Here is a 13067-nt window from a genome sequence, read left to right as displayed (position 1 = left end):
CGACGCGGGCTGGTGCGAAACGGGGAGGTTGTTCACAGCAGCACGTCGCTTTCCAGATCGGCCATGAGCTCATCCCTGTTGTTGCGGTAGTCCACCCGCACGTCGATGATGCTCGGACCGTCGTCGTTCATGGCCTGTTCGAGCACCGCGGCGAAGTCGTCGAGGTGGGTGACCCGGTAGCCGTAGGCGCCGAACGATTCGGCGTACTTGACGGCGTCGTAATCGCCGAGCTGCACGCCGGAGGTACGGCCGTACTTGCCCTGCTGCTGGAAGGCGACCATGTCGTAGGTGCCGTCGTTGAAAATGATGTGGGTGAATTTCGAGCCGAGCCGCACGGCGGTCTCCAGCTCCATGGCGGAGTAGAGGAAGCCGCCGTCGCCGGACACCGAGACCACCGGGGTGCCGGGGCGCACCAGCGTCGCGGCGATCGCCCAGGGCAGCGCCACGCCAAGGGTCTGCTGGCCGTTCGAAAACAGCAGGGTGCGCGGGTGGTAAGTGCGGAAGTGCCTGGCCATGTAGATGTAGTGCGATCCCACGTCACAGAGCACCGTGGTGTCATCGGGCAGCAGGGCCCGCATCGCCAGGGTCAGCTCGGCGGGGTGCACGCCCTCCGACTCGTCGTCACGGTGGATGGGCAGGTCGGCCTCGGCCAGGCGTGCGCGCTCGGTGGCGACGACCGCGGAGGCGGATGCCGACAGGGTGAGGCCGTCGATCTGGCCGGCGAGCGCATCCATGGTCTCGGCCACGTCACCGCGCAGTTCGACGGTGGGGCGGTAGTAGTCGTCCAGATCGGCCGACAGCTCATCGAGGTGGATGATGCGGCGCAGGTGATCCTTGTTCCACTTGGACGGTTCGTACTCGACGAAGTCGTAGCCGATCGCCAGGATCAGGTCGGCCTTGTGCAGCAGCACGTCGCCGGGCTGGTTGCGGAACAGACCGACGCGGCCGAGGTAGTGCTCCTCGAGCTCGTGGGAGATCACTCCGGCGGCCTGGAAGGTCTCCACGACGGGCAGCTTGGCGGCGCCGAGCAGGCGGTGCAGGGCGGCAACGGCCCGGTCGGAACCGGCGCGGGCGCCGGCGAGGATCACCGGGAACTGGGCGTCCTTGAGCAGCTGGGCGGCGCGGGTGATGCTCGCCGCAGGGGCGGCACCGAGCTGCGGCACCCAGTGCGGGGTCTTCATCGACACTGTGGTCGAGTCGGTGAGCACGTCGTAGGGCAGCACCACAGCCGCGGCGCCCTTGGGCTCCTGGGTGGCCTGGCGGAACGCGTTGGCGATGGCCTCCGGCACGTTGTCGGCGACGCTCACCTCGCCGGCTGACTTGGTGACGGCGGTGAGCATGCCCACCGCATCCATCGACTGGTGGGTGCGCTTGAGCCTGTCGCCACGGGAAACCGCGCCACAGATCGCGACCAGCGGGTCGCCTTCGGTGGTGGCGGTGAGCAGGCCCGTGGCGAGGTTCGCGGTGCCGGGTCCGCTCGTGACGAGCACGACGCCGGGTTGGCCGGTGAGCCGGCCGACGGCGGCGGCCATGAAGGCGGCGTTCTGTTCGTGGCGCACCACGATCAGCTGAGGGCCGCCGTCGAGGAGGGCGTCGTAGACCGGGTCGATCTTGGCGCCGGGAACGCCGAAGATCCACTTGACGCCGTAGGCCTCAAGACATTCGACGACGCGGTCGCCGGCCCGGCGGGGCGAGCCGAGGGCGCCGGAGCCGAATGCGCCGGCAGCGCTGCCCCCGGCCTTCTCGTTGAGGACCGATGAGTTCTGAGCCATGCCATGCCTCCCGTAGTGCGTGTGACGCCGTGTCGTGAACCGGCGTCTTCCTCCATCGTGCCCGCCCAACCGATAACGAACAACGCCGATACCGGATTTCAATCATCTGTCCACGAGATGAGTCGGTGAGATGATGGGGAAATGGACCTCAGGCAGCTCGAATTCTTCAGCGCCGTCGCCGGCGAGCTCAACTTCACCCGGGCGGCCGAGCGGCTCACCATTGCGCAGTCCGCCGTCTCCGCCGGAGTGCGCTCGCTCGAGAGTGAGCTCGGCGTGGAACTGTTCGACCGCAGCCGCCGGCAGATTCGGCTCACCTCCACCGGCGAGCTACTGCTGCCGAAGGTGCGCGGGGCCCTCGACGCCGTCAACGAGGTTCGGGACGTTGCCCAGCAGTCCACCCAGGCCATCACCGGCTCCATCGTGATCGGTCTGATGACCTCGGTGACGCTCGTGAACGTACCCCGGCTGCTCGGGCTCTACCGCACCGGGCACCCGGGCGTTGGCGTGCGGCTGCGCGCGGCCCGGCGGGGCTCGGCCGACCTCGTCGAGGAGTTGGCCAGCGGCGAGCTCGACCTGGCCTTCCTGGCGCTCAGCGGGGCGGTACCCGGAACGCTGTCCGCCGTGCCGATCGCGTCGTCCCCGATGGTGCTCGTTGTCCCGGCCGGGCATCCGCTGGCCGCGACCAACGGCGTGGAGTTGGCCGACCTGGGTGGGCAGGAGTTCGTCGACCTGCCGCCGGGCTATGCCAGCCGGCAGATCGTGGACGATGCCTTCGCCGCCGCAGGGGTGGAGCGACGGGTGATGATCGAGGTCTCCGACATCGGCACCGCCGCCGAATACGTGACCAACGGCCTCGGTGTGGCCCTGCTGCCCGAGTTTGCAGCGCACGACGCGCTGAATGTGCGCCGTATCCCGGTGGCCCGCGTGCCCGAGTTCACCGTCTACCTGGCCGCTTCCCGCAAGCGCAGGGCCTCCGCGGCGGTGCGCGCGTTCGTCAACCTGGCCCTCTCCGGCGAATAGCCCCGTCGCCCGCCCCGCAACTGTTCCCGGAACGGACGATTGATCCCGGCGCACCGGCCACAATTGTCCGGACGGGCAACAGTTGTCGGCGCCGACGCCCTTGTTGCGGCCTGGAGCGTCTGCATATCATTCAGGCAGCCACGAGCGCGAAGGGGATCGTATGACACTAGAGGTCGCACCCGCCCACGACTTTGACGACATGGCCACCATGTTCACGCCGAGGAAGCCCGAGTCATCGGTGTGCTGGTGCCTGTCCTGGCGCCTGAGTTCGAACGAGAACCGCGCACTCGCGGGCACCGCCCGCGCCGACAAGGTGCACGAGCTGTGCTCCCGAGACCTCGCCCCCGGCGTGCTCGCTCACCTCGACGGCGAGGTGGCCGGCTGGGCGGGGATCGCACCGCGCTCCGAGCTGCATCCGTTCGCGAACTCGCGCAACATTCCGCATCTGGATGACCTCCCGGTGTGGTCGCTTTGGTGCATCCGGGTGCGCCCCGGTTTTCGCAGGCAGGGCGTGACGCCCGCGCTCATCGAGGGCGCCGTGGCGTACGCGCGAGCATCCGGAGCGCCGTGCGTGGAGAGTTACCCGGTCGACAACGGCGGCCAGCGGGTGGACCTCACCATGGCCTACGTGGGCACCCGCAGCATGTTCGAACGGGCCGGATTCATCAAGGCCGCCGAGACCGATTCCGTCGCCGGCGGTTTTCCGCGAATCCTCATGCGCCGGATGCTCGACTGATCCGGCGGGCAGCCCTCGGCCGCGCATTTGCCCTCATTCGGGAAAATGCCGCGACCGGGGGAAACTGTGGTGTTAGGCTCGGCGAAGGGGTCACGATGACGAGAATATTCCACCGTTCGGCACGCAGCACGGATTTCATCTCTGCGCTGGAGGGGGCGGCTCAGCAGCCGCATCGACCATCCGGCGCCACCATGACGGCCACACTCATCGCGGCCGCGGTCCTCGTTCTCGCCGGTTGTGCCGGTGAGGGCGGCAGCCCGTCGAGGCCGGTCATTAGCGCGACACCCAGCGCGACACCCACCGCCACTCCCCTCGCGTCGCCCACCGTGGCCTGTCCGGAGTCGGAGAGCCAGGGGCCGTGGGGTGATGTCATCGCGACGGAGCAGGTCTCAGATGCCGCCGGCTCCTACTGTCATACCGCACTCGACCCCGCCGCTGCTGCTGCGCAGTTCGACGTATCGGTGGTCGACCTCGAGTCGCTCGCGACGTACGGCTTCACGATCGAGGACGCTGAGGCCGCGCACCAGGCCGCCCTGTCGTACGTGGCCGGACAGGGCCTGGACTCGAGCCGCCTCGACGAGTACTCGATGGCCGACAGCGCCTGGTTCGACACGGCCAAGGACGCGTTCTCGCCGGCCGCCCAGGAACGCTTCGCCCCGCTGGTGGAGGCCTACGGGCTCAGGGATGCCGGGGTGATCATCACCCAAAGCCTGCCTCCTCTGAGCCGTGTCGGTGGCCCGCGGGCGACCACCACAGCGGTGAGCGTGGACAAGATCTACGGCACCCTGGACCTGGACCAGGTGACGCCGCTCCTCGTCGTGCGCACCCGCTTCACGACGGCATACCCCGCCGCGGATGCGGCCATTGTGGACGCTGCCATCCGGAACGAACGCGGCACCGCGGTGCTCACCGAAGATGCACTCCGCAACAGCACGCCCAGCCTGTTCGACGGCAGCGATGAGGAAGGCCTCGTTCTGGACGGCGGCTTCAACGTGGGCTTCGGCACCGGCGACATGGCGGCCATCGCATACATCAGCTCCGTCTGGTCCCTGACGACCGGAGATGGCGCCCTGCAGATCGACGCTGTCGAGCCCGAGGTGGATCCGAGTCAGCGCTAGCCGGATAGACGCACGGATCAACTCGGCGGTTGAGCCGTGGACGCGGTGGCCGCATAGCGCTCAGCCAGGTGCCCGAATGCGGCGGACAGCTCGGGCGGGCCGACGACCTCGATCGTGCTGTCGAACCGGCCCAGCGACGCGGCCAGCGCCACCCACGACCATGAGCCGACCTCGTAGCGGCAACGATCGGGTCCGAGGTCTTCGACGATCCCGTCGCCGGCGAACGGCAGAACCGCGCTGGCCGGCAGTCCCAGGATGACCGTGCCGCGGCAGGGCCAGGTGTTCACCTGTGCCGATCCCTTGAACCGCGCCGATACGTAGTCGCGCACGTTTCCGCCGGGGACCTCGCGCGGGGTGAACCGGGGTCCGGCGGGGATGCGCGGAGCAACGCGGTCTGCGCGGAAGATCCGCCAACCGTCCAGCTCGAGGTCCCACCCGACGAGGTACCAGCGCCCGCTCGAGGTGACGAGGTGGTGCGGTTCGACCCGCCGAGGCGGAATCGGCAGGGTGGTGTGGTCGACAGGTCGCCGGCTCGCGTAATCGAAGCGCAGCACCTCGCGGGCGCGGATGGCGGCGGACAGCGCGATGAGAACATCCGGGAACACCGGGTCGGTGACGGCATCGCCCGAGCGGGCGGGGAGCGCCGTGAACTGGAGAGCGTCCAGGCGGTGGCGGAGGCGCGAGGGCATCACCTGCCGCATCGTGGTCAGCGCTCGCAGGGCAGCTTCCTCGATGCCGGCACCGGTCACGGTGGCCGCTTGCAGGGCGACGGTCAGGGCGATGACCTGGTCGTCATCGAACAGGAGCGGCGGCAATTCGCTGCCGGCGTCCAGCCGGTAGCCGCCGTCCGGCCCTTTCATGGCGTGGATGCTGTAGCCCATCTCGCGGAGACGGTCGACGTCACGGCGCACGGTGCGGTGACTGATCTGGAGCCGATCGGCAAGCAGGGCGCCGGGCCAGTCCCGCCGGGTCTGCAGGAGCGAAAGCAGCAGCAGCAGTCGCGAAGTGGTCGGCGTCATGTTGTTCACCCTAGGCGCAGTACAGGACCGAAGCTGTCCTCTACTGCTGTGACCATGGCTCGTGTCCGGGAGAAGCCCGGCACACCTACAGCTGGGAGCTGACATGACCATCCACACGACCGCCCACCTCAACTTTCGCGGCGACGCCCGGGCCGCCCTGGAGTTCTACCAGGGCGTCTTCGGCGGCCAGTTGGTCGCCGTCAGCTACGCCGATGCCCACCGGGTGACCGAGCCGACCGAGGCCGACCAGATCGTGTTCGGCTCGGTCATCTCCGACAATGGCTTCCGGATCATGGCTTACGACGTGCCGTCGGAGAAGGCCCACGCGCCGGGAACCATCCCCCTGTACGTCTCCGTCCGGGGTGCAGACCCGGCGGAGATCGTCGGTTACTGGGAGAAGCTCGCCGAGGGCTCGTCCGTCCTCGAACCCCTCGCGACGTCGCAATGGTCGCCCCTGTACGGAATGCTCACGGACCCGTTCGGGGTCACCTGGGTCCTGGATGTGGAGGTGCAGTGGAGCGCGGCCTGATCTGACCATCCGGCGGGGCGGGAGGAAGCGCGCGCCCCGCCGCTACTGAGAAGACCCTCGAACGAGCCCCGAGCGCAGTTCGGCCGCATCCCGGCGGACGCCTGCGACCCTGGCCTCCTCGCTGGCGTCCAATGCGATCTCGTCTAGGGCGTCCAGGGTTACCAGCGCCGAGTCGTCATCGCCACTCCGCACATACAGCTCGGCGAGATAGGCCAGCACCGGCACGAGGTCGACATCGGCGGCATCGCTGTGCCGCACGAGTCCGGCTTTGATCACGGTGATCGCGGCCGAAATATCCCCGCGGGCATCCCCTTGCCGCGCGGCCGTGAGTAACACTTTGTCGAGGTGCCCGCCCTCGTCGCTCTCGGTCTCCGCGTCACGAGCCGACGAGCTGATGCGCAGCCAGTTGCCGCCCGGGTCAACCACGGTGAAACCGCCGGCCGTGCCCTGTTTGCGCCGGGGCCGGGTGATGCGCGGGATGCCGGTGAGCGGCAGCGCGCCGAACGCTTCCCGCAACCCAGCGGCGAACTCGTCGAACAGCTCGCCGGAATCGGGTACCAGCACAATCGCGCTTCCCATCGACGACTCGGGGTCGAAACCCTTCACGGCGAAAAAGTGAAGGTCGAGCCCACCGCGCTGCAGGCACAGGTAGGGATTGGGCCGGGTCTGGCGGAAGGTCACGACGAACCCCAGCGCCGCGTAAAAGCCGACGACCTCGTCGAGATCACGGCAGGGAAGGATCGGAATCGTACGTTCACCCATGCCACGACCTTAGGCCTTCTGGGTCTGGGCGCGTACCTGCCGCACCCGGGAAGGATCAACAGGCGCGACTAGCCGCAGTACTCCTTGGCGACGACGGGGCTGGCCCGAACGACGATGTCCCTGACCACACCCTCAGACATCGAGAAGTTGATCCAGTTGGCGCCGTCGTCTGGCAGAGCGTAATGCGGGGTGAGGGCATCGTCCTGGTAGGTGATTGCGGGGTACGCAGCCATCAGTTCATCGAGCGTGGAGCCGATGCCGATTCCCGCCTCGGTGTGCGGCGAGTTGACGGACAGTCCCGCGGCGTCCGCGCCACCCTGCAGTACGACCTGTTCCACGATTCCCGTGCCCAACCGGTCGGGCACCAAGACCGTGGGAAATCCGGTTCTGCCATAGGCGACCACCGATGGGCAGCCGTCGTAGACCGTGCTGGTGAAAGACGTCATCACCTGGGCCGCCTCGCTAAGTTCACTTCCGACGGTCAGTGGCCCGATGCTGGTGAACCCGATCACCCAGGACGCCGGGTCGTCCAGGTTCGGTGCGGTCGGTGTCGGCGACAGCGCTGGGGTGCTCGAGGTCGTAGCCGGGGTGGTGGACTGTGCATGGCCCGCGACCGGCGGTTCCGATGACGATCCCGCGCACCCGCCCAGAAGGAGCATGCCCGCGAATCCTAGGACACCTCCGAACATGCATCTGCGTAGAAAGACCGTGTGGCGCATGAAACAACCCCCCATTATTCTGCGAACGAAACCCTGCTTCAGCGTAGACCCGAGGACTCGGCCGGCTTCGTTCTCAGTAGCGCCGTGTCGCACCCGACGCCGAGCAACGCCGCAGCGCGGCGTCGATGGCCGTTTCGGGTGTCCGCGTCCATGTTGTCCAGCAGGGAGACGACCATGCGCGTGCGTGAGTTCGCGGCAAAGACCGCGCGATGGTCGTCTATGAACGTCCAATACAGCCCGTCCCAATCGGGCATCCATTCGCCCGCCGGCAGGTCGGACATCTTGCGCAGGTAGTTGCTGCCCGACACATAGGGTTTGGTGGTGATCTCCTCCCCCGCGGCGAACTGGCTCATCGCGTAGACGTTGGGCACCATCACCCAGTCATACGCGTCGATGAACATCTCCATGAACCACCCGTAAACCGCATCGGGATGTATCCGCAGCAAGGACATGGCGTTGCCGAGCACCATCAGCCGCTCGATGTGGTGGGCGTACCCGGTGTCGAGCACGCGGGAGATGACCATGTCCACCGGTGCCAGTCCGGTGGTCGCGTCCCACCAGCCGTCCCCGAGTGCGCGCTGGTGGTCGAGCCGGTTGGCGGTGCGCATTGTGCGTCCGCTGGTTCGGTAGGTGGCGCGCATGTACTCCCGCCAGCCGATCACCTGCCGCACGAACCCCTCCACCGAGGCGAGTGGGGTGTCGTGATTGGCACCGTCGAGTACCGCCTGCACCACGTGGCGCGGGTCCAGCAGTCCGATGTTCAGCGCGGCGGTCAACAGTCCGTGGGCGATGAACGGATGGGCCGTGGAGATCGCGTCCTCGTAGGGCCCGAAGTCGTTCAGGCGTTCACGGACGAACTCCTCGAGGTGCTCCCGGGCTTCGTCACCGCTGGTCGGCCAGGCGAACAGGTGGGGGTCCCCCGGAGCATTTGGGAACTCGGCACTGACCCATGCGATGGCCAGGTCGACGTCGGCAGACACCTCGACCGCGTCAGCGTCCTCCATCAGTGCGTCGAAATCGAAGGCCCCCTCGCGCTGGAGGACGGGATGGCTGGCGAAACGGCCGACAGTGTGAGGCGTGTAGCCGCGCGGCAGTTTCTTGCGGTTGTCGGCATCTAACGACCATTTCCCGCCGACCGGTTTCCCGTCGTCGAGCAGGATATTCAGCCGACGCCGTTGCCAAACATAGAAGTCCTGCATCCGGGAGCCGTTGTGGGAGAACCAGTCATCGATCTGCGCACGGTCGGTGAGGAAGTTCGGTGTCTCCAGCACGTCTTCTTGGCGCATCCGATAGCCGCCGTCGGCGAGTCCCGCGAAGAGATCCTGCTCGAGCCAGTCATCGACCATGTCGAACCAGGTCACCTGCACTGGGTCGCGGTGCCGAACGAACTCCGCGAGCTGCTCGTGGGAGCTCCGCTCAGCATCACTGTGGAGGACGACGACCTCATAACCGTGGGTGCGCAGTCGGCCTGCGAAGCGGGTCAGCGACGCGCGATGCAGCACCAGTTTGTGGGAATGGAAGCGGTACTGGCGAAAGAGCAGGTCATGCTCGATGAGCACGAACACCGTGTCGCTGGCTGCGTCGAGGTGCTGCTCGAAGAGCTGGTGTGGCAGAACAAGGCGCACGTACGGGCCGGAACTCATACCCCAACGATAGAGCGGCAGCAGCACCAGGACTTACGCGGGCCACGGAACGTAGTGGGCTCGACCTTCCCAGGAGCCGTGCTCGGACAGCGGCCTCAAGCGCAGCAGACCTCAGCATCACGACATCCCCACGCCGAACAACATGCCTGCCATTGCAGCCAGGCACTCCGCAGCCATGCCCGTCCGACGCGAGTTTGGCCAGAGGCTTCTGCGGTCGCCCATAGAATTGGTTCGCGACCTGAGGCGTCCCCCCACGCCGATGGTCACGTTGCGTCCCGCCGCGTTCCCCCACGCGGCGGGACGTTTTGGGATGGAAGGTGATCCACCTCAAAACCGTGGTTAGAAGCGCGCCGGCCCCCCAAAATCCTGTCCCCTGGTTCCCGGCGCACATCTGCCCTTATCCCCCCTTGGACATGTCTAAGCCTACCTCTATCGGGACGGTGATCACCACCCTGCCTACCGCCCGATCAGCTCTGTGCTCGTAGCGTTGCCGTGGATGGTGCTACTCGTCAGTCAGGTCTGAGCCGCCGGCCAACCCGTCCTCAAGAAGCTTCGTGATCTCTCGAAGAGCTTCTGGTGACGTATCCCCGAGGGTTCGGGCCGCGAAGTTGATAACTCGCTTGACCCGGATCATGCGGACCAACTCCAACTGAGAGTCGATACGCTCCGGCAGGTCGTCGTCGGACCCGAGCAGGTACTCCGGTGCAATCCCGAAGAAGTTTGCTATTTCAGTGAGGAGCCGGGCGTCGCTGACCAGTGGGCCTTCCCCCCTGACCATGTACTGCCATCGGGCCCTCGAGAGCGATACCTTCTGGGCTTTGAGACCGGCGGCGATCTCGCGATAGGTATACGGGGTGTTTCCCTCTGCCACGACTACGTCGAGCAGCAGGTTCAGCTTGCGTGCGAGCTCCAGCTGTGGAGTGGGCAGCGGGGTCCCTGTCCCACCCGCTTCATTAGGCGTCCTGGTGCTCATCGGTCCTCGAGTCGTTTGTGGTCCAGCGGGATGCATCTGACGCCTGACGAATATGCTCTTCGATCCTCTGGATGAGCTTGGCTTCGCGAGCTGAGAGAGCTTGGTCTGGGTGGAGAAGGAGACAGTCACGAACCTCGACGTAGCGGCGGTGGAGGTGTACGGCATGGCTCCCCCGGAAGTAGAGCGCTACCCGTGACATCGGTGCTTCAATGCTGAGCTCAGGTCGGTCGGCGAGCAGCCGCTCCCAGAGTGGGGTGACTTTCCACAGCAGCCGCCGGCTTCTGCCTGCGTCGCTCAGGTTTCTGGAAGCTCCGATCAGCAGGCGGAGACCGAGACCAACCGACAGGAGAACTGGGGCGAGGAGCGGGCAAGCCACCGATAAGAAATCAACTGTCGCGTTGACGGTGGTGCCACCCGTTGCCCTGTTGATCGCTACACCCATCTGAATGACGACATAGAGCGACACCAATGCGCACCCGGCAGAAATCATCACGAGTGCAGTCTTGAGCGATGTGTCCGACTGACGTTTGAAGTCCGTCAAACAAGCGACGATCGTCGAGACCGCAAGAACGATCAGAGCAATCCAGGTCGTGAAGCTGTAGACCAGCTGACTCCAGTCGCCAGGGCCGACGAACTGGATGTTGTTAATGTCCCAGTCGTTGGTGAAGAAGAGGCCAGCCTGGAGGAGGATCAGTCCGGTTGCTCCCCACAAGGCAAATCGCTTTCGAATCGAGGTTAGTCCGGCCTTTGAGACAGCCGTCTGGATGAGGGAGTCGAACAAGGCCACACAGATGATCGCTGTCGCGTGGAAGATGAAATACGTTGTGTCGACTCCGCCCAGGAGCCCGTCGACGAATGCATACGGGCCGTCGGCGATCAGCGATATGGTGACGGCGAAGGCCAGCATGAACCAGAAAAGCAGACGTCGTTTTGCGCGGAGCGCACTGGGTACGAGGAGAAGGGTCGTGCCCCACAGGGCCGCGAGCACCGCGTATTCGATCAGTGCGAACATCAGAGAATCTGCCCAAATCCGGTCTCGGCTTCGCGCCCGCTTACCGATGCGTCCTTCCGAAGGATCATCGCAAGCTCGTCCCCGATAGCTTCCGCCATTGCCTCTTCCTCATCGGTAAAGCTGCTTCTGGAGAGCGCCGAGACGATGGCGTTCATTGGGATGAGGGGTGCGAGAAGTGCGACCCTGTCGGCCGGCATGATCATCTTCTTGTGGTTGAGGATCATGTGTCCGAATTCATGATTCACGAACTGCTGCCGGTGCACGGCCGAGTCTGTCGGCGCGTAGTGGATCCGCTCAAATTCTTCACCCGAAACCTCGAGCCAGAGCGCGCAGATTCCTCTATCAACCAATCCCTGAGGCGCCTGCAGGATGAGAATCTTTTTCTTTCGGATCTGCTCCATGTGGTGGTGAAGGAGCTCCGAGTTCAGGGGGCGTGGAAGGTCTATCTCCTGAACGAGTTGTTGGGCGCGTTGTTGTCGTGCTGCATAGTCCACGTATGTAATCCGATTGTCGTGTCGATCCGCTGCGTCCCCCCAACCGGATCCAGCGCACCTGAGACATGAATGACTGCCGTCAGCATGTGATTGTTCAAGCTCTCAATGATAGCCATGAGCTAGCGCCGATGGTGTCGGCAGCGGTTTCGCTAGACGTTGAAGCGGAACTCCACGACGTCGCCGTCCTGCATGATGTATTCCTTGCCCTCGATGCGGGCCTTGCCCTTGGCGCGGGCTTCGACGACGGAGCCGGCATCGATGAGGTCCTGGAACGCGAAGACTTCGGCCTTGATGAAGCCCTTCTGGAAGTCGGTGTGGATGACTCCGGCGGCCTGCGGGGCGGTCCAGCCCTTGTGGATGGTCCAGGCCCGCGTTTCCTTGGGGCCGGCGGTGAGGTAAGTCTGCAGGCCCAGGGTGTCGAAGCCGATGCGGGCGAGCTGGTTGAGTCCGCTCTCCTCCTGGCCGGTGGAGGCCAGCATCTCGGCGGCATCGTCTTCATCGAGTTCGGCGAGCTCGGATTCGAGCTTGGCGTCGAGGAACACGGCCTGGGCGGGGGCGACGAGGGCGGCCAGCACGGCGAGCTTCCCGGCATCCTGCAGCACGGCCTCGTCGACGTTGAAAACGTAGATGAACGGCTTGGTGGTGAGCAGGCCGAGTTCGCGGATGGGCTCAACGTCGATCTTCGACGCCGACAGCGGCTTGCCGGTGTCGAGGAAGGTCTGCGCCTCGAGCGCGGTCTTGAGAACGCTCGGATCGAGCTTGCGACCCTTGGTCTCCTTCTCGTACCGCACGATCGCCTTTTCAAGGGTCTGCAGGTCGGCGAGAACGAGCTCGGTGTTGATGGTCTCCATGTCACCGGCCGGGTCGACCGCGCCGTCGACGTGCACCACATCGGGGTCGGCGAAACCACGGATGACCTGCGCGATGGCGTCGGCCTCACGGATGTTGGCGAGGAACTTGTTGCCCAGGCCCTCACCCTCGCTGGCGCCGCGCACGATGCCGGCGATGTCGACGAACGACACCGGGGCCGGCAACAGACGCTCGCTGCCGAACACCTTCGCCAGCTTCGCCAGGCGGTGGTCGGGCAGGTTAACGATGCCAACGTTGGGCTCGATGGTGGCGAACGGGTAGTTCGCCGCGAGCACGTTGTTCTTGGTCAACGCGTTGAAGAGGGTGGACTTGCCGACATTGGGCAGTCCGACGATTGCAATAGTAAGAGCCACGAGAGTCCATGGTACCGGCTCAGGCCCTGCGGACGCGTCGTTTCACG

13 protein-coding genes are annotated in these 13067 nt (G+C 65.8%); 4 read left to right on the top strand and 9 right to left on the bottom strand.

Features of this window, described 5'->3' with window-relative positions; genetic code table 11:
- Positions 1-32 precede the first annotated feature (32 nt).
- Positions 33-1772: an acetolactate synthase AlsS gene (gene alsS / locus E3O42_RS16345; protein ID WP_134455027.1), complete on the bottom strand. Its 1740-nt coding sequence runs from the start codon at positions 1770-1772 to the stop codon at positions 33-35.
- 141 nt (positions 1773-1913) lie between these two features.
- Between alsS and E3O42_RS16340 the strand changes: the two genes are divergently transcribed.
- The 3 genes from E3O42_RS16340 (at position 1914) to E3O42_RS16330 (ending at position 4646) form a co-directional block, all read left to right on the top strand.
- Positions 1914-2792, top strand: a complete 879-nt coding sequence (locus E3O42_RS16340) for a LysR family transcriptional regulator (RefSeq protein ID WP_134455025.1) — start codon at positions 1914-1916, stop codon at positions 2790-2792.
- A gap of 160 nt (positions 2793-2952) precedes the next feature.
- Positions 2953-3528, top strand: a complete 576-nt coding sequence (locus E3O42_RS16335; RefSeq protein ID WP_134455023.1) for a GNAT family N-acetyltransferase — start codon at positions 2953-2955, stop codon at positions 3526-3528.
- 95 nt (positions 3529-3623) lie between these two features.
- On the top strand, positions 3624-4646 hold the full coding sequence (locus tag E3O42_RS16330) for a hypothetical protein (protein WP_134455021.1): 1023 nt from the start codon (positions 3624-3626) through the stop codon (positions 4644-4646).
- A 17-nt stretch (positions 4647-4663) separates the two neighbouring features.
- On the opposite strand, the gene E3O42_RS16325 is transcribed toward E3O42_RS16330, so the two are convergent.
- Positions 4664-5665: a helix-turn-helix transcriptional regulator gene (locus E3O42_RS16325; RefSeq protein ID WP_134455019.1), complete on the bottom strand. Its 1002-nt coding sequence runs from the start codon at positions 5663-5665 to the stop codon at positions 4664-4666.
- Between the two features lie 103 nt (positions 5666-5768).
- Here E3O42_RS16325 and E3O42_RS16320 point away from each other — a divergent pair, with 103 nt between their 5' ends.
- Positions 5769-6194, top strand: a complete 426-nt coding sequence (locus E3O42_RS16320) for a VOC family protein (RefSeq protein ID WP_134455017.1) — start codon at positions 5769-5771, stop codon at positions 6192-6194.
- Between the two features lie 42 nt (positions 6195-6236).
- Here the strand turns inward: E3O42_RS16320 and E3O42_RS16315 are convergent, their stop codons facing one another.
- The 7 genes from E3O42_RS16315 to ychF form a co-directional block, all read right to left on the bottom strand.
- Positions 6237-6956, bottom strand: coding sequence for a bleomycin resistance protein (locus E3O42_RS16315; RefSeq protein WP_134455015.1), 720 nt, complete (start codon positions 6954-6956; stop codon positions 6237-6239).
- Between the two features lie 68 nt (positions 6957-7024).
- Positions 7025-7615, bottom strand: coding sequence for a hypothetical protein (locus E3O42_RS16310; RefSeq protein WP_134455013.1), 591 nt, complete (start codon positions 7613-7615; stop codon positions 7025-7027).
- A gap of 98 nt (positions 7616-7713) precedes the next feature.
- A complete protein-coding gene (locus tag E3O42_RS16305) occupies positions 7714-9345 on the bottom strand; it encodes a cryptochrome/photolyase family protein (protein WP_241984884.1) in 1632 nt (543 codons plus the stop codon).
- A gap of 475 nt (positions 9346-9820) precedes the next feature.
- Complete coding sequence (locus E3O42_RS16300) at positions 9821-10291, bottom strand: hypothetical protein (RefSeq protein ID WP_134455011.1); 471 nt, start codon at positions 10289-10291, stop codon at positions 9821-9823.
- On the bottom strand, positions 10272-11303 hold the full coding sequence (locus tag E3O42_RS16295) for a DUF6545 domain-containing protein (RefSeq protein ID WP_134455009.1): 1032 nt from the start codon (positions 11301-11303) through the stop codon (positions 10272-10274). Before E3O42_RS16295 ends, E3O42_RS16300 begins: the two co-directional genes overlap by 20 nt.
- Complete coding sequence (locus E3O42_RS16290) at positions 11303-11797, bottom strand: ImmA/IrrE family metallo-endopeptidase (RefSeq protein WP_134455007.1); 495 nt, start codon at positions 11795-11797, stop codon at positions 11303-11305. Before E3O42_RS16290 ends, E3O42_RS16295 begins: the two co-directional genes overlap by 1 nt.
- Positions 11798-11946: 149 nt before the next feature.
- Positions 11947-13020 carry a redox-regulated ATPase YchF gene (gene ychF, locus E3O42_RS16285; protein WP_134455005.1) on the bottom strand — a complete coding sequence of 358 codons (1074 nt, stop codon included), beginning with the start codon at positions 13018-13020 and terminating at the stop codon, positions 11947-11949.
- Positions 13021-13067: the final 47 nt, after the last annotated feature.

It is taken from the genome of Cryobacterium adonitolivorans (assembly GCF_004402695.1).
In the GTDB taxonomy this organism is placed as follows: domain Bacteria; phylum Actinomycetota; class Actinomycetes; order Actinomycetales; family Microbacteriaceae; genus Cryobacterium; species Cryobacterium adonitolivorans.
Note: the sequence above shows the minus strand (reverse complement) of the source record. Positions and strands in the feature narration are given on the sequence as shown.

Bases quoted from the DNA above. Each gene is read 5' to 3' on its own strand.
- E3O42_RS16330 (WP_134455021.1), top strand. From the start codon at position 3,624: ATGACGAGAATATTCCACCGTTCGGCACGCAGCACGGATTTCATCTCT.
- E3O42_RS16320 (WP_134455017.1), top strand. From the start codon at position 5,769: ATGACCATCCACACGACCGCCCACCTCAACTTTCGCGGCGACGCCCGG.
- E3O42_RS16315 (WP_134455015.1), bottom strand. From the start codon at position 6,956: ATGGGTGAACGTACGATTCCGATCCTTCCCTGCCGTGATCTCGACGAG.
- E3O42_RS16300 (WP_134455011.1), bottom strand. From the start codon at position 10,291: ATGAGCACCAGGACGCCTAATGAAGCGGGTGGGACAGGGACCCCGCTG.
- alsS (WP_134455027.1), bottom strand. From the start codon at position 1,772: ATGGCTCAGAACTCATCGGTCCTCAACGAGAAGGCCGGGGGCAGCGCT.
- E3O42_RS16335 (WP_134455023.1), top strand. From the start codon at position 2,953: ATGACACTAGAGGTCGCACCCGCCCACGACTTTGACGACATGGCCACC.
- E3O42_RS16325 (WP_134455019.1), bottom strand. From the start codon at position 5,665: ATGACGCCGACCACTTCGCGACTGCTGCTGCTGCTTTCGCTCCTGCAG.
- E3O42_RS16295 (WP_134455009.1), bottom strand. From the start codon at position 11,303: ATGTTCGCACTGATCGAATACGCGGTGCTCGCGGCCCTGTGGGGCACG.
- E3O42_RS16310 (WP_134455013.1), bottom strand. From the start codon at position 7,615: ATGCTCCTTCTGGGCGGGTGCGCGGGATCGTCATCGGAACCGCCGGTC.
- E3O42_RS16340 (WP_134455025.1), top strand. From the start codon at position 1,914: ATGGACCTCAGGCAGCTCGAATTCTTCAGCGCCGTCGCCGGCGAGCTC.